Below are 24,986 nucleotides of genomic sequence, written 5' to 3' on the forward strand. Positions count from 1 at the left end.
CGGCTGCCCTTCATGCCGTCATCGAACATCCTGACGTGCCGCCCGTAGAGCCGGGCTCTGCCCGGCTGCCCTTCGTGCCGGTATCGAACATCCCGCGCTGCGCGCGATAGCCGAGCAGAGCTCGGCTCTACAAAGTGTCGCACCGAAATCCTGCGTCCCTGAAAACAGAAAACCCGCTGCCAGGGCAGCGGGTTTCCGTCAGCGTCGTTGTGCGGGGATCAGAACCGGTAGTTCACGCCCAGCATGTAGGTACGGCCCCACTCGATGTACTCCAGCGGCTTGTCCTTGGTGCCGGCATACGTGCGGTACGGCTCGTTGGTCAGGTTGCTTCCCTGCAGCAGCAGGGTGAGCCCGTGCAGGCTGCTGCTGTTGGCGAAGGTGTAGCTGATCTGCGCATCGGTCACGTTCTCGCCCACCACGTAGCGCAGCGTGCGGTTGCCGTTGAAGTTGCCGATCTCGCCGATGAAGTCCGAGCGACGGCGCTGGCTGACGCGTGCCTCGAAGCCATTGCGCTCGAAATACGCCGTGAAGTTGTAAACGCGCTCGGACAGGCCCGGCAGGCTGATCGGATCGCTGCCCACGCTGGAGGCGCTTTCCGGGTCGACGATCTTGATGTCGCTGTCGTTGAAGGTCGCCGCCGCCTGGATGCCGAAGCCGCGCAGGCTGTCGGAGAGCATCTCCAGCGGGAACGAGGCGGTCAGCTCCAGGCCCTTCAGCTTTCCGCCCTGGCCATTCTGCGGCGCGGAGAACGTGCCGGTGGTCAGCAGCGGGGCGGTCATGCCCGGCGGAATCACGTAGCTGGCCAGCAGGTCGCTGAAGTCGTAGTCATCCACCGACTGGGTGTAGACGTAGCTCTTCAGGTCCTTGAAGAAGACCGCGGCGGCCACGTAGGCCTTCTCGCCGAAGTACTTCTCGTACGACAGATCGATCGCATTGGCGCGCCACGGATCCAGCAGCGGGTTGCCGCCGCTGCCGCCGGGCTTGCCGGTGGCCGTGTCCACGCCGAATTCCAGGCCGGCGCGCATCTGGTCCACGCGCGGGCGCGCAACCTGCTTGGCGGCGGCGAAGCGCAGCGTCTGCTGGTGCGGGAACATGAAGACCAGGTTCAAGCTCGGCAGCCAGTCGGTATAGGTCTTGCCGGAGTCGATCGGCAGCACTTCCTGGCCGGCCGGGCGCGAGCGGTCGAAGTAGTTCGACTGCGAGCTCTGGTCGGTGCGGATCATCTGCACGCCGATGTTGCCGCGCACGCCCACCTCACCGATGTCGGTGTTGAGGTTGGCGCGCAGCCAGGCCGTGGTGGTCTTTTCCTGCACCACCCACGACTTCGGAATCAGGTAGTCCAGATTAGTGACCGGATTGAAGGTCATGTAGCGCGAGACGGCGCCCGGCACGTTCCAGGCGGGAATGTAGCCCAGCCCGGCGAAGCCAAGGTTGACCGGCGCGTACTGCAGGTCGCGTTCGATGTTCGCATCGCCCTGCGCGCCGAGCAGGATGTTGCCTTCGGCCTGGGTTTTTTCCTTGCGGCGGTCGGCGTAGTTCACGCCAACGTCCAGGTCGGAGAACCAGTCCAGTGCCTCGGGCATGGCGAAGGTGGCCTGCAGGCGCGCACCCTTCAACCGGTCTTCCACCTGCGGCACCTTGCCGTAGCCGGAGCCGTAGATGGTATTGGTCAGGAACAGGGTGTCGGGGTTGGAGTAGTCCAGGCCCGGGCGGATCTGCGAGAAGCCGTTCGGGTTGACCACCACGCCCACCGAATCCAGCTGCGGCATCGGGGTGAGCTGCAGGTTGTTCTCCAGGTTCAGTTCGTCGCGCGTGGCCTTGGAGTAGTTCACGTCGGCAACGACCTTGATGCCGTCGAAGTTCAGCTCGTTGTTCCAGCCGAACGCGTCGATCTTGTCCTTGCGCTTGTTGTACATGCCGCGCACCAGCGGGTACACGCCGGTAGCGGTGCCGCCGGTGAAGGTACCATCGGCGCTCACCTGCGGGTTGGTGATCAGCAGGCCCGGGGTATAGCCGCCGTTGTAGTTGCTGAGGTTGAGCTCGAACTGGTTGGCGGTGTCGATCTGCTCGGCTTCGGTATGGAATGCATCGAGCGTGCTGGTCCACACATTGGACGGGCGGAACTGCACGGTGGCCATGTAGCCGTCGCGCGTGTTGTTGCCGGTACGGCGCAGCGCCTTGATGCCGTCGGAGAACATCGTGCCAGGGGCGAGGCCAGGGCGGTTGCCGTTGTCGGTGTGCTCGGTGGTCCACGGCTCGTACAGGCCGACCTGGTTCTCCTGGATCGGGTTGTCGCTGTGCGCATAGCCGATCGACACGCCCAGGGTGTTGTCCATGAACTGGTCGATGTAGCTGACGCTGAAGCGGTTGCCGAAGGCATCCACATTGGCGGCCTTGCCGAGCGAGCTCTTCTGGTAGCGGCCGCTGATGGCGATCACGCGGTCGGCGAAGCTCAGCGGGCGCACGGTCTGCATGTCGATGGTGCCCGACAGGCCCTGGCCGACCAGTGCCGCATCGGGGGTCTTGTAGACCACTACGCCGTTGACCAGTTCCGAGGGGTACTGATCGAACTCGACGCTGCGGTTGTCGCCGGTGCTGACCACCTCGCGCCCGTTGAGCAGGGTGGTGGCGAAGTCCGGTGACAGACCGCGCACGCTGATCACCTGGGCACGGCCGGCCACGCGCTGGGCGGCCAGGCCGGGCAGGCGGCCCAGCGATTCGGCGATGCTCACGTCTGGCAGCTTGCCGATGTCTTCGGCCGAGATCGCCTCGACCACCGAGGTGGCGTCCTGCTTGATCGCGATCGCGTTCTCGATGCCGCGGCGGATGCCGGTGACCTGCACGGTGTCCAGGTTGGTGGCCGAGGTCGCGGTCTTCGGTGTGGTGGTGTCCGGTTCGGCGGTCTGCGCCGACGCCATCAACGGCGTCAGGGCGACGGCCAGCGCGAGACTCAGCGCGCTGCGCTTGCGGTTCAACATTTTCCCCTCCCAGGCAATGTTGCCAATCGATTTGTGTTTGCCCGGAGGACCCGGGAGCGTCGCGACGCGGTGGCCGTTGACTGCGTGGCTATGGTAGGCAGCGCGTCCGCTGCGGGAATCACCCTGCATACGTATTCAATGGGATTTCCGCGGCTGTAAGCGGTTACAGATGCGTCATGAAGGGTAGTGCCGGCCAGCGGCCGGCCCTACCGGTCAGGCGTGATGCGCGGTGCAGCGGTTGTCGATCACAACGGCGTGAAACGAATGGCCTGGCCGCCGCCCGGCGCCAGAACGATGTTCAACATATCGGCGCTGGTCACCTCGCGTGTTTCGCGCTTGAACGCGAACGGGTTGCTGCGGTAGTCGGCGCCCTCGCCATCGCGGTAGATCTCGGCGCGGTAGCGCACGCCCGGTTCCAGGAAGCCCAGCGACACCGGCAGCACGCGGCCGTGCTCGTCGGTGATGCTGCCCAGATACCAGTCGCGGCTGTGGCGGTCCTTGCGCACCAGGGTGACGTAGTCGCCGACCTCGCCGTTCAGCACGCGGCTGTCGTCCCAGTCCACTGCCACATCCTCGATGAAGCGGAACGCTTCGCGGTGCTGTTCATAGTGCTCGGGCAGGTCGGCGGCCATCTGGATCGGGCTGTAGATCGCCACGTACAGCGCCAGTTGTCGCGCCAGCGTGCTGGGGATGGCCTGGCCGCCTCGCCCCTTCAGGCTGAGGCTGCCGGGGGTGTAGTCCATCGGCCCGGACAGCATCCGCGTGAACACCAGGTTGACCTCGTGTTCGGGCGGATTGGGGGGCTGGCCCCAGGCGTTGTACTCCATGCCACGCGCGCCCTCGCGGGAAATCCAGTTGGGATAGGTGCGGCGCAAGCCGGTGTCCTTGATCGGCTCGTGCGGGTTGACTGCGATGTGCCGCTTTGCCGCTTCCTGCACCACCTTCAGATGGTGGCGGGCCATGAACTGGCCGTCGTGCCACTCACGCCAGAGCGGGCCGCCGGCCGGATTGCGCCGGTCCACCTGGCCGTCATCGCAGACGTAGCCACTCTTGAACGAATCCACGCCAAGCCGCGCATACAGATCCAGCGCGGCACCGAGCTGGTCTTCATAGTGTTCGATCGCGCAGCCGGTCTCGTGGTGGCCGATCAGGTGCACGCCTTTCTTCGCGCCGTAGGCGGCCAGCGCCGCGATGTCGAAATCGGCGGTTGGCCGGGTGAAGTCGAACTCGTAGCCGTTGCCCACCCAGTTGCCGTCCCAGCCGGGATTCCAGCCTTCCACCAGCACGCCACGGAAGCCGTGCGCGGCGGCGAAGTCGATCACCCGGCGGGTCTTGGCGGTGGTGGCCGCATGCTTGGGGCCGGTAGCCCAGCTCTCGTGGTCCAGGTGCATCGACCACCACACGCCCAGGTACTTGGACGGCTTCACCCAGCTCACGTCGCCCAGCACATTGGGTTCGTTGAGATTGAGGATCAGGTCGGACTCGACCAGGCCGCCGGCGCGGTCGCTGATCTGCAGGGTGCGCCACGGGGTGTCGAAGGGCAGGGTGCGGCGCACCTTCCAGCCTTCGGCCGACGGCGACAGCTGCGCACGCAGGCGCTGGCCGTCGGTACGGCGCAGCCACATGCCGGCATAGTCCACCAGCGCTGCTTCGTGGATCGCCACATGCAGCCCATCGCGGCTGCGCAGCGTGATCGGCGTATGCACCAGCGGAACCTGGTCCAGCGGGGTGCGCTGGTACAGGTATTCGTAGTGGATCGGTTCACCGGCGGGTATCCACCACGCGGTTGATTCGGGGGCGATGACGAACTCGGTCAGTTCCTCGTCGATGATCGCCTCGCGCATGCCCGCCTGCTCGGGGAAGCGGTAGCGGAAGCCAAGACCGTCGTCGTAGACGCGGAACACCAGGTCGATGCGACGTCGGGCACCGCTGCGTTCGCCCAGCTGCACGGTCACTTCGTTGTAGTGGTCGCGCACGATGCGGCGTTCGCCCCACGGCTGTTCCCATTGTCCGTCGGCGCTGCGCGTGGTCTGGCCGAGCAGGGACAGGTCGCGGTCCAGCCGCCCGTCGCGCAGCTGGAAGCCAAGCCGGGACTCGGCCACCACCGTCTCGCCAAGGCGCTCGACCCGGTAGGTCGGCATGCCGCCATCGAGCTGCAGCGACACGCGCAGCACCTTGCCGGGCGATTCCACGCTGGCCACGGTGACCGGCGCGGCCCAGGCCGCGGCGGTGGCCAGCAGCAGCGACAGGGCGGTGCCCAGCCGGTAAAAGCGCGCATGTCTGCCGCGCGGTGAGTGCAGTTTCGTCGGCATGTCCCCTCCCAAGGTCGCCGGAACCAGGCTGGACTATAGCCACGCGATTCCGGTGTTCCGGCGGCCCGGTGCGCCGCATCGGCATGAATACGTATGCAGGCAGGCACGCGCCGTGGCGTGCCGTCTACCATGAGGACAGGCACCCTGGGAGGGGGCCGCGACCCTCGTGCCGGGCAGCCGGTGCGGTGGAACCACAACGCGTGCAAAGAGGGAGGGAGGCCGACGGGCGCAAGCCGGTCCGCCGCTTCGATGCTGAAGATGATCTGCCTGACCGCTGCCCTCGGGGCGGCGATGATGTCCACCGCCGGGGCGGCCGACCTGACCTTCGATGGGCGCACTGCGCGTGCCGATGCAACCGCTGACGGCGGCTACCGTCTGTCCAGCGGGCAAACGGTGGTGGCCATCGGTGCCCAGCCGATGCGCAGCCAGACCGGCAGCGTGATGTTCGATGCGCTGTTCGCGCTGGCCCAGCAGGAACTGGCGGCCGACCGCGTCGAGGCGATCCGCGATCCCGCCTTCAACCAGGGCAATCCGGTGCCGTGCGCCTGCTTCCAGACGGGCGAACGCTGGCCCTACGTGTGGACGCGCGATGTGAGCTTCGCCGCCGACCTGGCGCTCTCGCGGCTGGACCCGGTCCGCACCCGGCAGTCGCTGCAGTTCAAACTGTCCACCGCCCGCGACGGACATACCCCGGGCCTGTTCGTGGCCCAGGACACCGGCTCCGGCGGCAGTTGGCCGATCAGCAGCGACCGCGTGGTGTGGTTCCTGGCCGCGCGCGGCCTGCTCGACAACACGCCGTTCGCCAGCCAGACCTGGGAGGCGCTGCAGGCCACGCTGGCGCAGGACCGCGCGATGGTGTTCGATGCGCACGTCGGGTTGTACCGCGGCGAGACCTCGTTCCTGGACTGGCGTGAACAGACCTACCCGGACTGGACCCGCGAGGACGTGCGCTTCATCGGCGATTCCTTCGCGCTGTCCACCAACGTGCTGCACTACCAGGCGCTGCGCCTGGCCGAGCGGATGGCGCGCGAGGTGGGCGACGAACGCGCCGTGACGTACGCGGCCTGGGCCGACGCGCTGGCCCGGCAGATCGACGCGCGCTTCTGGCGCGAGGACGCCGGCATGTACATGAGTTACATCGGCGACGCTGCGCACCCGGTGCCCTACGCCAAGTACGACCTGCTGGGCATTTCGCTGGGCGTGCTGGCCGATGTGTTCCCGGCCGGGCGTGCGCGCCGCGCGCTGGCCAGCTACCCGGCGGTGGAGGGCGGCAGCCCGGTGGTGTGGCCGCAGGAGGCGCAGCAGCCGATCTACCACAACCGCGCCGTGTGGCCGTTTGTCAGCGCGTATTCCCTGCGCGCCGCCCGCCGCGTGGACGATGCCGCGCGCATCCGGCTGGAGATCGAGTCGCTGATGCGCGGCAGCGCACTGGCCGGGTCGAACATGGAAAACTACGAGATGCGCAGCCTGGCCGTGCATGTGGACGAAGGCGCGCTGAGCGGCCCCGTGGTCAACTCGCCGCGCCAGTTGTGGTCGGTGGCCGGCTACCTGTCGATGGTGCTGGACGGCGTGTTCGGCGTGGAGGCCGACGGCACGGTGGCGCCGAAGCTGCCGGTCGCGCTGGTGCCGCAGCTGTTCGGCACGCGCCGCAGCATCGAACTCGACGACGGCCGGCATCGCTACATCCTCACCCGTCCGCGCACGCTGGACGGTGAACTGCTGGTCGCCGGGAAGATCGTGCGCAAGGGCAACACCGTCAGCGTGCAGCTGATGGCCCAGCCGCAGCCGGCCGCAGTGGGCACTGGCCGTACCGCGCCAGGCCCGGCAGCGACTGCCCTGGCGGCAGCGTACGCGCCGGCCACGCCTGCCGCACCGACGCCGTCCAGGCGCGGCCGCACCTGGTCGATGCCGATCCCGGCCAACCACGTGCTCTGGCTCGATGGCCGAGAGGTCACCGCCGCATCGCCCTTCACCCTCGCCGACGACGGCCACCAGCACTGCCTCAGCCTGACCCGGCGCGAGGGCGCGCTGGAATCGCTGCACAGCCCGACCACCTGCGTGGGACCGCAGCAGCGTCTGGCCGGTGCCGCCGCCTGGACCTGGACGGCCGCCGCGCCCACCCGCGTACGCGTGCGGCTGCGCTACGACAATCGCAATGGCCCGATCAACACCGGCGTTACGGCGGCGGTGAAGCAGCTGGTGGTGCAGTGCGCCGGCCAGCCGGTGCAGCGCGCCACGGTAACGATGCCGCACAGCGTCGGCCCGCAGGATTCCACCGCCGCCGAGTTCGCGCTGCCCACGGGGCGGTGCCGTTTCAGCCTTGAGCAGGGCTTCAACATGAGCGCGCTGGAACATTTCGCCCAGTACAACGGCGGCAAGGGCGGGCGCGATGGCGTGCTCAACACGGCCAGTGTCAGCGCTCTGCTGATCGCGCCGATTGCCGGTGACGCGGAGGATGCGCGATGAGCCGTACCGCCAAACCCACGCTGTCGTTCTGGCAGATATGGAACATGTGTTTCGGCTTCCTTGGCATCCAGTTCGGGTTCGCGCTGCAGAATGCCAACGCCAGCCGCATCTTTGAAACGCTGGGCGCACCGATGGACGCCGTGCCCGGGCTGTGGATCGCCGCGCCGCTGACCGGCCTGCTGGTGCAGCCCATCATCGGCTACCTGTCCGACCGCACCTGGACGCGCTGGGGTCGCCGCCGCCCGTACTTCATGATCGGCGCGGTGTTCACCACCTTGGCCCTGCTGGTGATGCCGAACTCGCCCACCCTGTGGATCGCCGCCGGCACGTTGTGGGTGCTGGATGCTTCCATCAACATCTCGATGGAACCGTTCCGCGCCTTCGTCGGCGACAAACTCTCGCCGCGGCAGCGCCCCACCGGCTATGCGATGCAGAGCTTCTTCATCGGCGTCGGTGCCATCATCGCCAGCTTCCTGCCGTTCATCCTGGCCCACTTCGGCGTGGCCAACACCGCCGCTGCCGGTGAAGTGCCGCCAACCGTGCGCTACGCGTTCTACTTCGGCGCGGCGGTGCTGCTGGCGTCCATCGCGTGGACGGTGTTCAGTACCCGCGAGTATTCGCCGCAGGAACTGGCCGGCTTCGACGACGCCGAACCGCCTGCCGCGCAGCAGAGCGCGCCGTTGACTGGTCCGCCGGCGTGGGGCCAGATCGGCGCGTGGATCGCGCTCGGCGCCGCGCTGGCGGTGGCCATCGCGTGGCGCGACGGCGACAAGATGCTCTACGTGCTGGCCGGGTTGTGCGCGGCCTACGGCCTGCTGCTGGGCGTGGCGCGGGTGGTTCCCGGGCGGCACATGCTGGCCGTCATCGTCGACGACCTGCGCGCCATGCCGCGCACCATGCGTCGCCTGGCGTGGGTGCAGTTCTTCTCCTGGTTCGCGCTGTTCGCCATGTGGATCTACACCACCGCCGCCGTGGCCGGCACCCACTTCGGTTCCAGCGATCCGGCCACGGCCGCCTACAACGAAGGCGCCAACTGGGTGGGCGTGCTGTTCGGCGCCTACAACGGCTTTGCGGCACTGGCCGCGCTGCTGATCCCGGTGATGGTGCGCTGGATGGGCCTGCGCTGGAGCCACCTGGTCAACCTGTGGCTGGGCGGGCTGGGGCTGGTTTCGCTGATGCTGATCGACGATCCACGCTGGCTGCTGGTGTCGATGGTCGGCGTCGGCTTCGCCTGGGCCTCGATCCTGTCGCTGCCCTATGCACTGCTGTCCGACAGCGTGCCGGCGGCCAAGATGGGCATCTACATGGGCCTGTTCAATTTCTTCATCGTCATTCCGCAGCTGGTCGCGGCCGCCGCGCTCGGCTTTACGCTGCGCGTGTGGCTCGGCGGCGAGCCGATGCACGTGCTGGTGCTGGGCGGGGTGAGTCTGTTCATTGCCGGGCTGTGCGTACTGCGGGTGCCGGCCCACCAGGAGGCTGTCTGATGCGTGCGTATTCCCCTTTGTCGCTGGGCCTGTCGCTGGCTCTGCTGAGCAGTGCCGCTGCGGCGGGCAATCGCCCGGACTACGTGGGCACGCTGGAACCGTTCGCCAGCGATGCGGTGTACTTCGTGGTGACCGACCGCTTCGTCAACGGTGATCCGTCCAACGACCACCGCGACCAGGGCGGCACGCACCGCACCTTCGACATTCCCGTGCCGTGCCCGGACAAGGTGGACGGCAACATCGGCTACCTGGGCGGTGATTTCAGGGGCGTGCTCGACAACGCGGCGTACATCCGCAACCTGGGCTTCGGCGCGGTGTGGATCACCCCCATCGTCGACAACCCGGACGAGGCCTTCACCGGCAGCAAGCCGATCAGCTGCACCAGCACGCTTACCGACCGCGGCAAGACCGGCTACCACGGGTACTGGGGCATCAACTTCTACAGAGTCGATGAGCACCTGCCCAGCAAGGACCTGGACTTTGCCGGGCTCACCCGCGGCCTGCACGACGCCGACCTGAAAGTGGTGCTGGACATCGTTGCCAACCACGGCTCACCCGCGTGGACGATGCCGGTGAAGCAGCCGCAGTTCGGCCAGATTTTCGACAAGGACGGCACCCTCATCGCCGACCACCAGAACCTGCCGCCGCAGCAGCTCGATCCGGCGCACAACCCGCTGCACGCGTTCTACAACAGCATCGGCCCGGTTGACAGCAAGGACGGCTCGATCTTCGACGGCAACCTGGCCGAGCTGGGCGACTTCAACCAGCACAACCCGGCCGTGATGGACTACCTGGTGGGCGCCTACCTGCAGTGGACCGCGCAGGGCGTGGACGCGCTGCGTATCGACACCATCGGCTGGCTGCCGCACCCGTGGTGGCATGAATTCGTCAACCGCATCCGCGCCGAACACCCGGGCATGTTCATGTTCGGCGAGGCCTTCGACTACGACGCCGCCAGGATTGCCGAGCACACCTGGCCCGCCAATGCCAACGTCAGCGTGCTGGATTTCCCGCTGCGTGGCGCGCTGTCGTCGGTGTTCGGCAAGGAGCAGAAGGGCTTCCAGGCGCTGGCCGAACCGCTGCACCTGGTTGGCGGCCCGTATGCGAATCCGTACGCGCTGATGAGCTTCTACGACAACCACGACATGGCGCGGCTGGATGCCACCGACACCGGTTTCATCGACGCGCACAACTGGCTTTTCACCGCGCGCGGCATCCCGGTGCTGTACTACGGGTCGGAAACCGGCTTCATGCGCAGCCGTGCCGAACATGCCGGCAACCGTGCGTACTTCGGTCAGGCACGGGTGGACGCCGCGCCGCAGAGCCCGATCTTCGCGCCGCTGCAGCGCATCGCCCGCCTGCGTCAGGCGACCCCGGCGCTGCAGCGCGGCCTGCAGGTCAACGAGCGTCTGCAGGGCGACGAAGCGGTGTTCTACCGTGTGCTGCAGCACGGCGACGTCGCCCAGACTGCGCTGGTGCTGCTCAACAAGGGCGACACCGCGCGCAGCATCGAAGTCCGCCGCTACCTGCAGCCGGGCACCTGGCGCGACGCGCTGGGCGAGGGCAGCGTTGCCGTGGGTGGGGTGCTGAAGGTCGAGGTGCCCGCGCATGGCGTGCGCGTGTTCGTGCTCGATGCCCCGGTCGCCCAGAAGGCGCTGCAGGCCGAGCTGCAGCGGGCGGTCGACGACCAGCAGGCCAGAACCCGCCGGCTGGCCCGGTAAGCCCGCTGGCGCCGGCAGGTACAATGGGCGCCCCCGCACCGCCCGCACTGCCATGACCGACCTTCCCCCGCAGACCCCGATCGAAACCCTGCTGGCGTCCGCGATGGACGGGCAGCTCCCGATCGGGCTGTTCATGAAGGCCTTCGTGGCCGCCGAGGTGGTGCTGCAGACCGGCAGCCTGGTCACCCCCGACGGCAGCGGCTTCGACCCGCTGCTGTTCGACAAGCAGGGCGTCCTGCACGTGGCGGTGTTCACCGACCTGTCGCGCGTGGGGTTCCACAACCAGCAGGCACCGCACACGATCCGCATGCTGATGATCGAGGTACTGCGCCGCGTGCCGGGCGGCTACGGCGTGGTCGTCAACCCTGGCACCCGGCTGGGCTTTGAACTGTCGCCGGGTGGCATCGGCGAAATCCTCAAGGATTTCGGCTGACGCACAGGTAGAGCCGACCGTTGGTCGGCTGCTCTCCGTTCCGTTCGCGGTGTGCGTGATTGCCGGCCGGCGGCCGGCACTACGGTTGTTGCCGGTGTGCGTGACCCACCGGTAGAGCCGACCGTTGGTCGGCTGCCCTCCGTTCCGTTCGCGGTGTGCGTGGTTGCCGGCCAGCGGCCGGCACTACGGGATGTCGGCGGTGACCCGCCGGTAGAGCCGACCGTTGGTCGGCTGCTCTCCGTTCCGTTCGCGGTGTGCGTGGTTGCCGGCCGGCGGCCGGCACTACGGGATGTCGGCTGACCCGCCGGTAGAGCCGACCGTTGGTCGGCTGCTCTCCGGTCCGTTCGCGGTGTACGTGGTTGCCGGCCAGCGGCCGGCACTACGGGATGTCGGCTGACCCGCCGGTAGAGCCGACCGTTGGTCGGCTGCTCTCCGTTCCGTTCGCGGTGTACGTGGTTGCCGGCCAGCGGCCGGCACTACGGGATGTCGGCTGACCCACCGGTAGAGCCGACCGTTGGTCGGCTGCTCTCGGCTCCGTTCGCGCTGTACGTGGTTGCCGGCCAGCGGCCGGCACTACGGGATGTTCGCGGTGTACGTGGTTGCCGGCCAACGGCCGGCACTACGGGGTTACTTTGCGGCGGTTGTCGTTGCTGACGCGGTCGATCAGTTTGTTGTACGGATCGAAGCCGGCTTCATCGGGCTTCTGGTCGACGGTGACGGTCAGGGTCGGCGTGGCCTCGGTGATGTGGTGGCGCTGCAGGTACAGCACCTTCTGGTCGCGTTCCTTGCCCGACGGCGCGTTGGCGAACACGCCCACCTCGATCCAGTCGTCCATCGTCCCGGCGGTCTCCTTGCCGGTGCCGTCGGCGTACCGCTTCTCGGCATGCAGCGCCAGGGTGACGTCGTAGCGTCCATCCGGACGCTTGCGCGCGGTGGCCGACAGCAACCGGTTGTCGTAGAAGCTGATCTTCTCGAACAGGTCGGTGACCAGCTGCTGGCGATCGGCCGGGGTTTCGGCACGGATGTAGCCCAGCAGCTCGCGCGAGGTGGTGTACGGCGGCTGCTGGAAGCCCTTGTCCTGCAGGAAGCGTTTGAGCGCCCGGTTCAATGCCTCCTCGCCGATCTCCTCGCGCAGGCGGTAGAACACCAGCGAACCCTTCTGGTAGTGGATGTACTGCTGATTCTCCACCCGCTCCAGCGGCAGTTCCTCGATGCGCTCGCCGCCGCGGCCGGACAGGTAGCGGTCCAGCTCGGTCTTCAGGAACTGGCGCATGTGCTGGCGACCGTACTCCTTCTCCATCACCATCAGGGCCGAGTACTGCGACAGCGACTCGGACAGCACCGTCGCGCCCTGCACGTTGGCCCCGATCACCTGGTGCGCCCACCATTGGTGCGCGATCTCATGGGCGGTCACGTAGAACACGTAGTCCACATCGTCCGGGTCACGCAGGTCGGCGATGAAGCCGATCGACTCGGAGTAGGGGATGGTGTTGGCAAAGGACTGCGCGAAGCTCTGGTAGCCCGGGAACTCGATGATGCGCACCTGGCGGTGCTGGTACGGGGTGAAGTTGGCCTCGTAGTAGGCCATCGACTTCTGCACCGCCTCGATCATGCGGTCCACGTTGTAGGCATGGCGCGGGTCGTAGTAGACCTCGATCGGGATGTCCTTGTAGCGGCCCCGCTTGACCTCCCAGCGCGCCGACAGGTACGCGTAGAAGTTGAGCATCGGCCGGTCCATCGCGTAGCGGAAGCAGCGCCGCCCATCCACCGTGGTCTCCTCCTGCAGATAACCCGGCGCCAGCGCGATCTGGTCCGGCGCGGTGCAGATGGTGGTGCGGAACTGCAGCCAGTCGGCGTCGTCGGTGATGTAGGTGTTGGCGCGCGCGGCCTCGTCTTCCAGCTTGGGCATGCGGGTGGGTTCGCCCAGCCCGCGCTTGCGGCGCTCGTTGCGGTCGGTGAGCTGCAGGCGCTCGTTGTAGCCGAAGTGCGGCAGCATCTGGCTGTTGAAGAAACTGCCGTTCTCCACCACGTTGGTGGGCGCCTGCCCGGCGGTGATGCCCTTGGGGCGCTGCTCCACGCGGAAGCGGAAGCGGCGCTCTTCGCCCGGCTGCAGGGGCGTGGCCAGGTGGTAGATGCGGTAGCCCAGATCCACATCGTGGAAGCCCAGGGTCTGCCCGCCGAGGTCGACCGCGACCAGCTGGCGGTCATCGCTCATGCCCACATGCACATCGGCGATCGGGGTGGCGTGGGTATTACGCACCGTCCAGTCCGCATCGATGGTCACCGTCTGCGTTTCCGGGTGCAGGTCGACCCGGTTGTCCACCGCGATGATGCGCGGCTGCGGCAGGTTGCGGTACTTGGACAGCTCGCGCTCGTAGCGCACCTGCAGATCGCGTTCCTGGTCCGGGGACATGAACGGGTTGCGGATGTTGGTGCTCCAGTACAGCCAGCCGCCAACCGTCACGAAGGCGAGCAGGGCCACGGCCGCTCCCGCACCGGCGGGGCCGCGCAGGCGGCGGCCGGCCAGGGCCAGGCGCTGGCGCAGGCCCATGCCGACGCCACGCACCCAGAAGGCCGATGCCAGGCACAGCAGCGCCGCCAGCAGCAGCGCCCAGTAGCTCTGGAAGGCCAGCTGTCCGACCAGGAAGTGGCCGAAGCCGTTCATGTCCGAATACGGCGCATTCGGCCAGCCGCCGAAGTTGTACAGGTTCTGGGTGTAATCCAGCAGCCCCAGCGCGATCTGGCCGATCATCACCACGATCAGCAGCGCATAGCCGATGAACTTGTTGTTGGTCAGCACCTGCAGCACCAGCGCCATGCCGCCCATCAGCACGTAGAACACCGAGTCCAGCGCCAGGGTCTGCAGGTACAGCAGCGGTTCCAGCCGCGTATAGCCCTGCGACAGCTGGATCAGCATCGATACCACCGCACCGATGGCCTGGAAGCAGACGATCACGGCCACCAGGACGGTGAACTTGGCCAGCAGCGGCACCCAGTTGTGCACCGGCATGGCGTCGTTGACCTCGTTGAGCCGTGCGCCGCGCTCCTTCCACACCAGTTCACCGGCGTAGAACAGCACGATGATCACCAGCAGCCAGCTGTAGGCGCCCTGCAGCGATCCGAGCATCTCCGCAGTGACCGGGTAGATCGGCGTGCCGTACAGCGACTGCTGGGATATCGCGTTGGGGATGAAGTTGGCCATGCCCAGCACCAGCAGCACCAGGAACGGCACGCTGCGCAGGACGCCGGCGGTATCGAAGCGGACCTGGCGCAGGAACTGGCGCCACCCCGTGGCCACCCCGAAGGTCGGATGGATGCGCGGCACCACCACGTCCGCAGGACGCACGCCCGACGCAACCGGCGGCGGCGCCTTGCGGCCCCAGCGGCGGCGACCGCTGCCGCTGCGTTCAGTGCGGAACAGGGCAAAGGTGGCGGCGAACATCGCCACCGCAGCGGCCAGCCAGACGGCGCGGTTGGCCAGCAGATAGCCGGTCAGTTCCGGCAACTGGGTGTTGCGCTGTTCGGCGGCCCAGTAGCGGATCGTACGCGACAGGGCGCGCATGCCCAGCGGCTCGGACAGGGTGGCGACCCAGGTGTTGTCGATGTCGCGCATCAGCGACGCGCTCACGCCATACAGCACGAAGTAGCCGATCAGGCCGATGTACACCCACAGGATCGAACGGGTCAGCGCGGCCAGCAGCGCCAGCAGCGCGGTGGTGAAGATCAGGTTGGGAATGACGACGACGGCGAAGGTCCACGCATACGCGCGCAGCGAGACCGCACCCATCCGCTCCGGGTCCACCCAGGGCATGAAGGGGGCCAGGAATAGGCCCAGCGCGATGACCAGATAGAACAGCAGTCCGGCGAACAACGCGGCCAGGATGCGGCCGGTGAGGTAGTCGCGGCGCTTGATCGGGCTGGCGAAGATCAGCTCGGCGGTGCCCAGCTCGAAGTCACGCAGCAGCGCATTGCTCACGAACAGCGTGGACACCAGCATCCCCAGCATGGTGAACACGCCCATGAAGGTGGCGATCACCGTCGGGGCGTTGCTGTGGACATTGCCGATGCCCCCGCCGATCTGCACCGCGTCGGAGGACGCCGCGGCGAAGGCCAGCGCCGCGAACAGCGCCGACAGCAGCCACAGCAGGGGGGAGCGGAGCTGCTCGCGCAGCTCGAAGCGGAAGAAGGCAGTGATCATGGGCGCGCTCCGGTCAGGCGGCCCGCGACTGCAGACGCAGTCGCTGGAAATACACATCCTCGAGATCGGGTGCGACCGGCTGGAACCCATCGCCCGGATCGCTGGCACTGTGCACGTGGATCACCGGCCGGCCCCCGACCAGGCGCGTGGACAGCACCACATGATTGGCCTCGTAGCCCGCCAGCGCGGACGGATCGACCTGCTTGCGCCACACCTGGTGCTGCAGGGCATCGATCGCATCGCTGGGCTTGCCGGTCAGCAGCACCTGGCCCTTGTTCATGATCGCCATCGTCGGGCACAGGTCGGTCACGTCCTCCACGATGTGGGTGGACAGGATCACCGCCACGTTCTCGCCGATGGCCGCCAGCAGGTTGAGGAAGCGGTTGCGCTCCTCCGGGTCCAGGCCAGCGGTGGGCTCATCGACGATCACCAGGCGCGGATCGCCGAGCAGCGCCTGGGCGATGCCGAAGCGCTGGCGCATGCCACCGGAGTAGGTGCCCAGCTTGCGCTTGCGCGCGTCCCACAGGTTCACCTGCTGCAGCAGGCCGTCCACCACCTCGCGGCGCTGGCCCTTGTGGGTGATGCCCTTCAGCACCGCGAAGTGTTCCAGCAGATCCAGCGCGCTGACCTTGGGGTACACCCCGAAATCCTGCGGCAGATAGCCCAGCCGGCGGCGCACGGCATCCTTGTCGCGCAGCACATCGATGGGTGCCTCGCCGGGAATTTCCAGCGTTACGCTGCCGCTGTCGGCTTCCTGGAGCGTGGACAGGGTGCGCATCAGCGAGGATTTGCCGGCGCCGTTGGGCCCCAACAGTCCGAACATGCCACGGGGAATATCCAGGGTGACCGCGTTGAGCGCGTGCACGCCATTGGCGTAGGTCTTGGACAGCGAGCGGATCTGCAGCATTGGGGCGGACACCTTTCCCTGTGTTGAAGATCGACTTATCCGGGGAAACGGACGGCGCTGCATCCGCCGTAAGTCATGGGCGGCCACCGGGGCGGCCGGCCGCGGCCTGCAACCGTCGTCGCATCGGCCGTATCCCAACCGCATGCCCCTGCCACCGGAGACGTCACCGCATGACTGCCGCATCGCCCGCCGTACCCGTTTCCACCCCAGTACGCGCCCTGGTGGCGGCCGCCGCGCTGGCCGTCGCCCTCGTCGCCCGGGCCGGTACAGCCGCACCGCCACCGCCGGACTTCGCAGGGCTGGACCGCCTGATCGCGCAGACACGGGCGCTGAGCGGCCTGCCCGCCGGCACCGCGGTGGTGGTGGTCAGGGACGGGCAGGTGATCCACCAGGCGTACAGCGGCTATGCCGACATCGCCGCGCGTACCCCGGTGAGCGCGGCCACGGTCTTCTACATCGCCTCGGCCACCAAGCCGATGTTCGCGCTGAACGCGCTGTTGGCCGAGGCCGACGGGCGCCTGGACACGGGCATGTCACTGCAGTCGATGTTCCCCGACGTTGCCTTCCAGGGATTCGATGCCGGCGCGGTGACCGCGCGCGACCTGCTCACCCATACCGCCGGCGTGGACAACACCGGCCTGGCCTGGGCGACGGCCTACAGCGGTGTGCACGATGCCGCGTCGCGGCGGGCCCTGGTGGCGGCTACCGTGGGCGATCCAGCGGCGCCGCGCGGGCAGTTCGCGTACACCAACGTCGGCTACAACCTGCTCAGCGTATGGATGGAGCAGATGCCGGGCCCATCGTGGCAGGACCAGTTGGCCCGCACGGTGTTCCAGCCGCTTGGCATGCGGCACACCAGCGCCCGCATCAGCACCGCCACCGCCGGGGGATGGCAACTGGCGCGACCGTACTCGCTGGCCAGCGCGCAGCCGGATGTGCCGCTGTATCTGGTCAAGGACGATACGACCATGCAGGCCGCCGGCGGGGTGGTGTCCAGCGCCCCCGATCTGGCCCGGCTGCTGATTGCCGAGCTGTCCGCCACGGGCGGGAGCGGTCTGCCGCGCGACGTCATCGCGCGTTCGCAGCAGCGGCAGGTGTCGCTGTCATCGCGCTACCAGGACATCGAGCGCAACGGCTATGCGTGGGGCTGGTACACCGGGACCTACAAGGGCCAGACGATGCTGCATCACTTCGGCGGCTTCGCCGGGTTCCACGCGCACCTGTCCTTCATGCCCGGGCGGAACCTGGGCCTGGTGGTGCTCACCAACGAGGACGTGCTGGGCGCCAGGATGACCGCGTTGATTGCCGACCATGTGTACGGCGCGCTGCTGGGGGAGCCGGATGTCGAGGCCAGGACGCAGGCGCGCTTCGCAGCCCTGCAGGCCCAGACCGGCCAGGCCCTGCAGGCGATGGCCGGGCAGCGTGCATCGGTGCAGGCGCGCCCGTGGACGCTGTCGCAGGCGCGATCCCGCTACACCGGAACCTACGCCAACGCGCTGCTCGGCACCGTGGCCGTGGAGGAATCCGGGGCGCAGGCGTTGCGGCTGCGCTGGGGCCGGCTGGATGCAGTGGCCAGCGCAGGCACGCAGCCGGACCAGGTCCGGGTCGAGTTCGTGCCCAACAGCGGCCAGTGGCTCGAGTTCCGCATGGCCGATGCGCAGCCGCGCGCGATCGTCTTCGAGGGGATGGTGTTCGACAGGACGCCCTGAGCGCGCCACGGCACGCCAGCTCAACGGCGCCGCGAGGATTCCCGCAGCACCTGCTTCACCGCGATGGTCTGGCCGTCCACCGCCTCGCCGTTGATCAGCGCCAGCAGTTTCTCCACCAGCAGCTGGCCGGCCTGTTTGGTGTCCTGCTGCACGGTGGTGAGCGTGGGCGAGACCGACGCAGCCAGCGGAATATCGTCGAACCCGGCCAGCGCCACGTCCTGCGGCACGCGCAGGCCGTGCTCGCGCAGGGCGCGCATCGCCCCGATGGCGATCAGGTCGCTGGCGGCGAAGATCCCGTCCAGCGCGTCGCCGCGCGCCAGCAGTGCCTGGCACGCATCGAAGCCGTCCTGTTCGGTGGTGATCGCATCGTGCTGCAGCGCCGGCTCGGCAGCCACGCCGCGCGCGGCCATTGCCGCCACGTGGCCGCGATAGCGTTCCTCGAACTCCGGGTAGTGGCTGGAGGCATGGCCGATGAAGGCGATGCGGCGGCAGCCCTGGTCGAGCAGGTGGGCGGTGATGTCGAAACCGCCCTGGAAGTTGTCGCTGCCGATCGACACCCCGGGCTGGTCGGGCAGGGCGGCACCCCAGCGCACGAAGTGGGTGCCTTGCTCCACCAGCCGCTGCAGGCGCTCACGCGACTCGTGGTAGTCGCCGTAGCCGAGCAGGATGATCCCGTCGGCCTTGTTGCTGTCTTCGTAATCGGCCTGCCAGTCGGTGGACAGCTGCTGGAAGGACACCAGCAGGTCGTAGCCGCGCAGCGCGCAGGCGCGGGTGATCGAGCCGAGCATGGCGTGGAAGAACGGGTTGATCAGCGAGTCGTCGTTGGTCGGGTCCTCGAAGAACAGCAGCGCCAGCGTGCCGGCATTGCGCAGGCGCAGGCTGGAGGCGTTCTTGTCGACCTTGTAGTTCAGCTCCCGGGCGATGCGCAAAATCCGCTCGCGGGTTTCCGGGTTGACCATCGGGCTGCCGCGCAGGGCGCGCGACACGGTCGGCTGCGACACCCCGGCCAGGTGGGCGATGTCCAGGGAAGTGGCTTTGCCTCGGATGGTCATTGCGGGTACGGCGGGGACGACGACCTGCATGATGCCATGCGCGACCGGTCCTGGCCTGCCCCGGCCCCCCGCCAGCCCTGGCCGGACAGCCCGGCAGGGCAGGGGGCCGGCGGCGCCAGCCTGAACCGCCGCGGCCCTTGCCGCACAGGCCATTGGGCGGTTTCTGGCTGGTTCCGGCCGGAATTCCGACAGGGTCGGGCATGGCGGCAATGGTAAGATGGGGCATTCTGTCACCCCCCAATTTTCCCTTGGGCGGCCCCGCGCATCCGCACCCCGTCCGGGGCTGTGGTATGACTGCGGTCTGCCCTCGGACAACGGAAGAGCAACCCTATGGCGCGCGGCATCAACAAAGTCATCCTGGTCGGCAACCTCGGCAACGACCCGGACGTGAAGTACACCCAAGGCGGCATGGCGATCACCCGCATCAGCCTGGCGACCACCAGCGTCCGCAAGGACAAGGACGGCAACCAGCAGGAGCGTACCGAATGGCACCGCGTGGTGTTCTTCGGCAAGCTCGGCGAAATCGCCGGTGAATACCTGCGCAAGGGCAGCTCGGTCTACGTCGAAGGCAGCCTGCGTTACGACAAGTACACCGGCCAGGACGGCGTGGAGAAGTACTCCACCGACATCATCGCCGATGAAATGCAGATGCTGGGCGGCCGTGGTGAAGGCGGCGGTGGCGGCGGCGGCGGTGGCAACTACGCCGGCGGCGAGCGTCCGCAGCGCCAGCAGGCCCCGCGCCAGGAGTACGGCGGCGGTGGTGGTGGCGGTGGTGGCGGTCAGCGCGGCGGTGGTGGCGGTGGTTACGGCCAGCAGCAGCGCCCGCAGCAGCAGCCGCAGCAGTCGGCACCGCCGATGGACGACTTCGCGGATGACGATATTCCGTTCTGAGTCCTGCTGACGCCGCATCATGTTGAAGAAGGCCCTCATCTTTCTGGATGGGGGCCTTTTTCGTTCTACTCGGGCCAACCGGGAGCGACTTGCCCGTGAGCTGCCGGCGGAACCCGCTCCAGGGGCCCTAAAGTAAGTGCGACTGCGGCCGATCTTGCCTTCGGCCGGAACGGAGACCGGCCGGGACCAGCCCTTCAGCTGCGGATGCTTCGGCCGCGTGCGGATGGGTGGCACCGATGATCAGATCCTTCGAGAGCAGCAACAAGCGGATTACGCTCACGGCCGAGGCGGAGGACGGACGGCCGCTGCCCAACATCTTCGAAGCCGACGCAATGACGCTCATCGTCGGTCAGAACGGTTCTGGCAAGACGACGCTGCTGGGCGAACTGGCCACCCATATTGCGTCGGGCGACAGTTCCTATGTGCGCTCCGACCATCGGCTGGACGCGTATCACGTCGTGGCGTTCAATCCATCGAAGGTGGGGGCGATCCAGCACCCGCGCAGCAGCAGGATCACCTCGCTCATCGGTGACGTCACCACGCAGATCCAGTTCACCGACACTGCGCTGATGGACCTGCTGGCCAAGGTGTTCGACGTCGAGCTCGCTCCGCAGTTGCGGATCACCGCCAAGGCGCGCGGCCCTGGCATGAGTGGTATCAGTTTGATTCGCGCAGCACTGAGCGATCTGGAGTTCTCTGAACTCTCTGAATTATCTGAGTCGCAGGAAATCCATGAGTTGCATCGACAGCTCGTTGACGTCCTATCGGAGTTGAGGGAAGTGCGTGATGGCGCGCCTGGCTCGCAGCGCTGGAATAACCTTGCTCTATTGGAGGAAACGGCAAGATCGCTCGATGACGCGCTGAACAAGCGTTTGCGCGCGTATGTCAGGGGGCGCTTCGGCAGCGCGGCTGACCTCCACCTGCGCGCATTGGCCGCAGCGTGTGCCGACGCCCGCTATGAGGACGTGATGCACGATGTTCTTCCTTACTTCGGTCTGTCCAGGCGTCCTACGATGACGGATGGGCTGGAAGATCTGCTGATGCGGAAAGTCTGGACGCTTCGGCATCTCTCTCATGCGCTCGCATCGCCTCGGCTGAACAAGAGGGCGTACTCACTTTCTCCAGACCAGTTGAAAGAGCTTCAGCATATGAGCTTGGACGGCATCGCTGCCATCGAGTTCAAAGGCCTCAGCACAGGGATGTCCGTACTGCTGGGACAGGTGTCGCTCATCCACGGTGCGGTATGTGCAGTACCGGGCCAGGAGTCGACGAACCTGTTGCTGCTCATCGACGAAGGCGATACGCACCTTCACTTCGAATGGCAGCGCCGCTACGTGCACTTCATCAACGAGTACGTGAAGCACATAAGACCCCGATTCAACTCCATCCAGGTAGTGCTCAGCACCCACTCGGCCATCCTGATGTCGGATTTTCCGCGATGGAACATCCGCCGGCTGGCGACGACGAAGCATCCTGACGGTAAACGCAGTCATGGTGTGGACCACTCGCCTGCGAGCACCTTCGGCGCGTCGCTGGAGAGCATCGTCCGGGTCACCGGGGGGGCGGGAACGATTGGATCTTTTGCGTCCGAGTTCATCCGCAACCTGCTCGGAAAGGTGCGCGACGGCGAGCCGATCCCGGCCGAGCTGGTCGACCTGGTCGATGACCCCATGCTTCGTCACTATCTGGCCACGCGCACTGCGCTTCATCGGGAGCCTGCGGATGCTGATCGCCATTTCTGATGTCTGGCGGACGGCGGAAGCCGACCATCTGACGTACGTCGTGGCGCGCACCGACGCGTGGATGGCAAAGAACGGAAAGGGGGCCGCTGCCATGCTGCGGGCCTTCATCCTGAAGCACCGCAAGGCCATCGCCATCGGCAGGCCCACGCAGCTTCGTCGTGTCGTCCGTCTGGTGGAAGGTCGGTTGGGGGTGCGATGCGCCGCTGATCGGCAACTGCTCCAGCAGGTGATTGCCGATAAGGATGACGGTGCGGATCGTCAGTACGACCCGGCACGGCAGTACTGGTGCGACTTCATGAAGGAGTGCGAACGCGCCTTCAGCTACCGTCACTTCACGACCAAGCACACGACCAAAGCCGCAACCAAGCCCTCAACCACGCCCGCAACCAAGCCGTCGACCGGCTGGGACGCGCACGCGCTGTGCCGGAAAGCGACCTGCCGCATCTGCCCGTATTGCCAGCAGGCCTATGCGTTCACCTTGCATGTGGACGAGGAGAAGGTGTTCCGACCCACGCTGGATCACTACTACGCCAAGTCGATCTATCCCTACCTGGCGGTGTCGCTCTACAACCTGGTACCCAGCTGCTACACCTGCAACAGCGCGCTGAAGCGGGATCTGGACTTTCTGGACGACGCACACCTTCATCCGTTCGAGGACCGCGAAGACATCCAGTTCACCGTGGATCCCGTGAGCCTGATGGATCTCAAGGACAATCGCACCGAAGAGCTGATCGCCATCGCAACGCCAGGCCACGGCAGTGCGCGTGCGAAGGGATCCTGCGACACGTTCAGGCTCACCGACCGCTACGCCTTGAACGGCCACGAGCTGGCCATGCTCGTCAATGCCCTGCAGATGTGGACGCCGGATGCGATTGCGAAAACCGCGTCCGGCCAGGGCTGCACCGCGAAGGCATTCGAGGCACTGCTGTTCCAGTTCGATCCGGACAACTATGCCAACGAAATGCTGGGCCGCATGAAAAAGGATGTGATCGAGCTCTTTCGCAAGGAAAGCGCAGACCATGCCGCTACGTCCGGCGGCGGTGGCGGGGTGGGGCCATAGCGTTGCCGGTCGCTGTCTCTGCGCGTCGTTCAACGCCTGCGTTTCCCGTCGCGTCTGCCGGAGTGGCGCAGGGGCGTTGTTGCACGGGGTCTGAGCGCGTCCAGGAATCCGGTGATCAGTGCGACCAGCGCATCCTCGATGTCCTCACGCGGCATCTGTGCGTCATCCACCGCGTACGCGCGCAGCACGCCGGCCATCGCGTAGGTCAGCACGAACGCCTGCGCGGGCGTCAACGTCAGCGCGTCGGCGCCGGCACGGGTGACTTCCCCGGCGGTAAGCAACGCGATCAGGCGGCCGTACAGCGGTGACAGGCGGTTGGGTACGGCGTGGCTCATTGCGTGTTCGATGAGCAGCCGATGCACCCGGCTGCGACCGCCATAGGCGCCGATCACCGCACCTACCACGCCACGGATGCGCTCACCGGTGTCGGCCGGTGCCGGGCCTGCCAGGGAGTCCAGCACGCTGGCCGACATCTGCCCCAGCTCGCGCGCCACGAGTGCATCGAGCAGCGCCTGCTTGTCGTCGAAGTACTGGTAGAGCGTGCCGATGCTGACGCCGGCACGGGCGGCCACCGCGTTGGTGGTGAGCGAGGCCAGGTCGCCTGCCTCCAGCAGCTGCATGGCGGCTTCAAACATGAGTTCCAGCTTGTGCTGGGCACGCGCCTGTCGCGGCTTTCGCCTTGCAACTGACTGATTTTCCTGGGGAATGGTGGACATGAAGGACCGCCTGAAACGCGAGTTTCAAAAGATGAGCAGTGCTCATATTCTGATCGAAATCCTCAGGAGCGCAAGCCATGACCACCCCGGAATCGATGCTGTCCCGCGACCCCCTTGCCCTGTCCACCGCCTCCCGACCCGACCAGCGCATGGCGCACCGGTTCCGGTTCGACGACCCGGACATGGACCTGTTCTTCATGTCGGCCACCAGTTGGGGACCCACCGGCGGCCTCGACATCGGGCAGATCAATCATGTGGCCACGCAGATCGTCGACGGCGACGCCGACAGCTGGGTCGACGCGTTTGCCGGCTACGCGGCGCTGCAGCGGCAGCAGGCCGATACGTGGGCGGCGCGTGGCTGGCAGCGCGAGGCCGGCGAGGCGCGCCTGAAGGCGTTCGCGAGCTTCCGTTCGGCGTGGCAGTTCGCCGACGCCGGCGGTGCGCGTTTCAGTGCGCTGTATGCGCAGCAGCGCGCGACCTTCGCGCAGGCGATGCAGGAGCTGGGCCTGCCGGCGACCTTCTTCCAGGTGCCGTTCGATGGCCACGCATTGCCCGGCGTGTTCCTGCGCCATGCCGACGCCACCGCGCCGGTGGTACTGGTGGTGGGCGGCGCGGACACCAGCCTGGAGGACCTGTTCCTGTCGGTGGGGCGCGCGCTGCTGGAACGCGGCTTTTCGGTGGCGCTGGTCGACCTGCCCGGACAGGGCAATACGGCCGCCGATGGCCTGTACTGGTCCACCGAACCGGAGCATGCGATCGCTGCGGTGGTTGATGCGCTGATCGAGCGGTTCCACGCGCGCGCCGGACGCATCGCACTCATCGGCCTGAGCCTGGGCGGTTACTTCGTCGCCCGCGCGGCCCAGTTCGACGCCCGCTTTGCGACCGTGATCGCGAGCACGCCGTTTCCGCATCCCGGTGAGCTGTTCGAACGCAGTGCGCGCGCCGATCAGGCACGCGTGGCGCAGGGGCAGCAGCCTACCAGCAGTGCGCTGCGCAGCCGCCGGATGATGGCCTGGAAGGCCGGCGTTGGCTCAGCGGAGCAACTGCTCGCGCGCTGGCGCGATGCGCATGCCGATCCGCGCCAGGTGACGGTGCCGTTCCTGTCGATCGTGGGTGGCGGCGATTCCCCGATTTTCGTGAACCAGGCGCTGCAGTGGCATGCGCAGTTGGCGTCGCCCCACACGTCGCTGGTGGTTCTGGATGCGAGCACCGGCGCCGACGGGCACTGCCAGGTCGCCGCGCGCCTGCGGCTGGTGCAGGAAGCCTGCGGCTGGATGCGCGGGATCTTCCACGCGGACATCGTCCCAGAAAGCTGAA

15 protein-coding genes are annotated in these 24,986 nt (G+C 67.3%); 9 read left to right on the forward strand and 6 right to left on the reverse strand.

Annotated features, from left to right (window positions below; translation table 11 throughout):
• Positions 1-218: 218 nt before the first annotated feature.
• Together ACLB90_RS15035 and ACLB90_RS15040 are read right to left on the reverse strand one after the other, a co-directional pair.
• Positions 219-2,978, reverse strand: a complete 2,760-nt coding sequence (locus tag ACLB90_RS15035) for a TonB-dependent receptor (protein ID WP_411850213.1) — start codon at positions 2,976-2,978, stop codon at positions 219-221.
• 245 nt (positions 2,979-3,223) lie between these two features.
• Complete coding sequence (locus ACLB90_RS15040; protein WP_411850214.1) at positions 3,224-5,290, reverse strand: glycoside hydrolase family 97 protein; 2,067 nt, start codon at positions 5,288-5,290, stop codon at positions 3,224-3,226.
• A 249-nt stretch (positions 5,291-5,539) separates the two neighbouring features.
• On the opposite strand from ACLB90_RS15040, the gene ACLB90_RS15045 reads away from it, so the two are divergent.
• The 4 genes from ACLB90_RS15045 to ACLB90_RS15060 are packed head-to-tail and all read left to right on the forward strand — an operon-like array spanning position 5,540 to position 11,394.
• Positions 5,540-7,756 carry a Six-hairpin glycosidase-like protein gene (locus ACLB90_RS15045; protein WP_411850215.1) on the forward strand — a complete coding sequence of 739 codons (2,217 nt, stop codon included), beginning with the start codon at positions 5,540-5,542 and terminating at the stop codon, positions 7,754-7,756.
• Entirely contained in the window at positions 7,753-9,240 is a 1,488-nt protein-coding gene (locus ACLB90_RS15050) for an MFS transporter (protein WP_411850216.1), read from the forward strand. The genes ACLB90_RS15045 and ACLB90_RS15050 overlap by 4 nt, the downstream gene beginning before the upstream one ends.
• Complete coding sequence (locus ACLB90_RS15055; RefSeq protein ID WP_411850217.1) at positions 9,240-10,961, forward strand: alpha-amylase family glycosyl hydrolase; 1,722 nt, start codon at positions 9,240-9,242, stop codon at positions 10,959-10,961. The genes ACLB90_RS15050 and ACLB90_RS15055 overlap by 1 nt, the downstream gene beginning before the upstream one ends.
• A gap of 52 nt (positions 10,962-11,013) precedes the next feature.
• Positions 11,014-11,394: an SseB family protein gene (locus ACLB90_RS15060; protein WP_411850218.1), complete on the forward strand. Its 381-nt coding sequence runs from the start codon at positions 11,014-11,016 to the stop codon at positions 11,392-11,394.
• 619 nt (positions 11,395-12,013) lie between these two features.
• On the opposite strand, the gene ACLB90_RS15065 is transcribed toward ACLB90_RS15060, so the two are convergent.
• Together ACLB90_RS15065 and ACLB90_RS15070 are read right to left on the reverse strand one after the other, a co-directional pair.
• Positions 12,014-15,592, reverse strand: coding sequence for an ABC transporter permease/M1 family aminopeptidase (locus ACLB90_RS15065; protein ID WP_411850219.1), 3,579 nt, complete (start codon positions 15,590-15,592; stop codon positions 12,014-12,016).
• 13 nt (positions 15,593-15,605) lie between these two features.
• Entirely contained in the window at positions 15,606-16,499 is an 894-nt protein-coding gene (locus ACLB90_RS15070) for an ABC transporter ATP-binding protein (protein ID WP_411850220.1), read from the reverse strand.
• Positions 16,500-16,669: 170 nt separating this feature from the next.
• Here ACLB90_RS15070 and ACLB90_RS15075 point away from each other — a divergent pair, with 170 nt between their 5' ends.
• Positions 16,670-18,208, forward strand: coding sequence for a serine hydrolase domain-containing protein (locus tag ACLB90_RS15075; RefSeq protein ID WP_411850221.1), 1,539 nt, complete (start codon positions 16,670-16,672; stop codon positions 18,206-18,208).
• A gap of 20 nt (positions 18,209-18,228) precedes the next feature.
• Here ACLB90_RS15075 and ACLB90_RS15080 read toward each other — a convergent pair whose 3' ends face one another.
• Positions 18,229-19,260, reverse strand: a complete 1,032-nt coding sequence (locus ACLB90_RS15080) for a LacI family DNA-binding transcriptional regulator (protein ID WP_411850222.1) — start codon at positions 19,258-19,260, stop codon at positions 18,229-18,231.
• A gap of 330 nt (positions 19,261-19,590) precedes the next feature.
• Between ACLB90_RS15080 and ACLB90_RS15085 the strand changes: the two genes are divergently transcribed.
• From ACLB90_RS15085 to ACLB90_RS15095, 3 genes are all read left to right on the forward strand, one after another.
• Positions 19,591-20,151 (forward strand): single-stranded DNA-binding protein, encoded by a 561-nt coding sequence (locus ACLB90_RS15085; protein WP_411850223.1) that lies wholly within the window; start codon positions 19,591-19,593, stop codon positions 20,149-20,151.
• 236 nt (positions 20,152-20,387) lie between these two features.
• Complete coding sequence (locus tag ACLB90_RS15090) at positions 20,388-21,893, forward strand: AAA family ATPase (protein WP_411850224.1); 1,506 nt, start codon at positions 20,388-20,390, stop codon at positions 21,891-21,893.
• The gene (locus ACLB90_RS15095; protein ID WP_411850225.1) at positions 21,874-22,953 is read left to right on the forward strand and encodes a hypothetical protein; all 1,080 of its coding nucleotides are present in this window, start codon (positions 21,874-21,876) and stop codon (positions 22,951-22,953) included. Before ACLB90_RS15090 ends, ACLB90_RS15095 begins: the two co-directional genes overlap by 20 nt.
• 29 nt (positions 22,954-22,982) lie before the next feature.
• Here the strand turns inward: ACLB90_RS15095 and ACLB90_RS15100 are convergent, their stop codons facing one another.
• Positions 22,983-23,588 carry a TetR/AcrR family transcriptional regulator gene (locus ACLB90_RS15100; protein ID WP_411850226.1) on the reverse strand — a complete coding sequence of 202 codons (606 nt, stop codon included), beginning with the start codon at positions 23,586-23,588 and terminating at the stop codon, positions 22,983-22,985.
• Positions 23,589-23,746: 158 nt separating this feature from the next.
• Here ACLB90_RS15100 and ACLB90_RS15105 point away from each other — a divergent pair, with 158 nt between their 5' ends.
• A complete protein-coding gene (locus ACLB90_RS15105; RefSeq protein WP_411850227.1) occupies positions 23,747-24,985 on the forward strand; it encodes an alpha/beta hydrolase family protein in 1,239 nt (412 codons plus the stop codon).
• Position 24,986 lies beyond the last annotated feature (1 nt).

This window comes from Stenotrophomonas sp. LGBM10 (genome assembly GCF_046736075.1).
Taxonomy (GTDB): domain Bacteria; phylum Pseudomonadota; class Gammaproteobacteria; order Xanthomonadales; family Xanthomonadaceae; genus Stenotrophomonas.

What these genes read in the sequence shown, in the direction of transcription:
- ACLB90_RS15035 (WP_411850213.1), bottom strand. Translation starts at nt 2,978, where the DNA reads ATGTTGAACCGCAAGCGCAGCGCGCTGAGTCTCGCGCTGGCCGTCGCC.
- ACLB90_RS15040 (WP_411850214.1), bottom strand. Translation starts at nt 5,290, where the DNA reads ATGCCGACGAAACTGCACTCACCGCGCGGCAGACATGCGCGCTTTTAC.
- ACLB90_RS15045 (WP_411850215.1), top strand. Translation starts at nt 5,540, where the DNA reads ATGCTGAAGATGATCTGCCTGACCGCTGCCCTCGGGGCGGCGATGATG.
- ACLB90_RS15050 (WP_411850216.1), top strand. Translation starts at nt 7,753, where the DNA reads ATGAGCCGTACCGCCAAACCCACGCTGTCGTTCTGGCAGATATGGAAC.
- ACLB90_RS15055 (WP_411850217.1), top strand. Translation starts at nt 9,240, where the DNA reads ATGCGTGCGTATTCCCCTTTGTCGCTGGGCCTGTCGCTGGCTCTGCTG.
- ACLB90_RS15060 (WP_411850218.1), top strand. Translation starts at nt 11,014, where the DNA reads ATGACCGACCTTCCCCCGCAGACCCCGATCGAAACCCTGCTGGCGTCC.
- ACLB90_RS15065 (WP_411850219.1), bottom strand. Translation starts at nt 15,592, where the DNA reads ATGATCACTGCCTTCTTCCGCTTCGAGCTGCGCGAGCAGCTCCGCTCC.
- ACLB90_RS15070 (WP_411850220.1), bottom strand. Translation starts at nt 16,499, where the DNA reads ATGCTGCAGATCCGCTCGCTGTCCAAGACCTACGCCAATGGCGTGCAC.
- ACLB90_RS15075 (WP_411850221.1), top strand. Translation starts at nt 16,670, where the DNA reads ATGACTGCCGCATCGCCCGCCGTACCCGTTTCCACCCCAGTACGCGCC.
- ACLB90_RS15080 (WP_411850222.1), bottom strand. Translation starts at nt 19,260, where the DNA reads ATGACCATCCGAGGCAAAGCCACTTCCCTGGACATCGCCCACCTGGCC.
- ACLB90_RS15085 (WP_411850223.1), top strand. Translation starts at nt 19,591, where the DNA reads ATGGCGCGCGGCATCAACAAAGTCATCCTGGTCGGCAACCTCGGCAAC.
- ACLB90_RS15090 (WP_411850224.1), top strand. Translation starts at nt 20,388, where the DNA reads ATGATCAGATCCTTCGAGAGCAGCAACAAGCGGATTACGCTCACGGCC.
- ACLB90_RS15095 (WP_411850225.1), top strand. Translation starts at nt 21,874, where the DNA reads ATGCTGATCGCCATTTCTGATGTCTGGCGGACGGCGGAAGCCGACCAT.
- ACLB90_RS15100 (WP_411850226.1), bottom strand. Translation starts at nt 23,588, where the DNA reads ATGTTTGAAGCCGCCATGCAGCTGCTGGAGGCAGGCGACCTGGCCTCG.
- ACLB90_RS15105 (WP_411850227.1), top strand. Translation starts at nt 23,747, where the DNA reads ATGACCACCCCGGAATCGATGCTGTCCCGCGACCCCCTTGCCCTGTCC.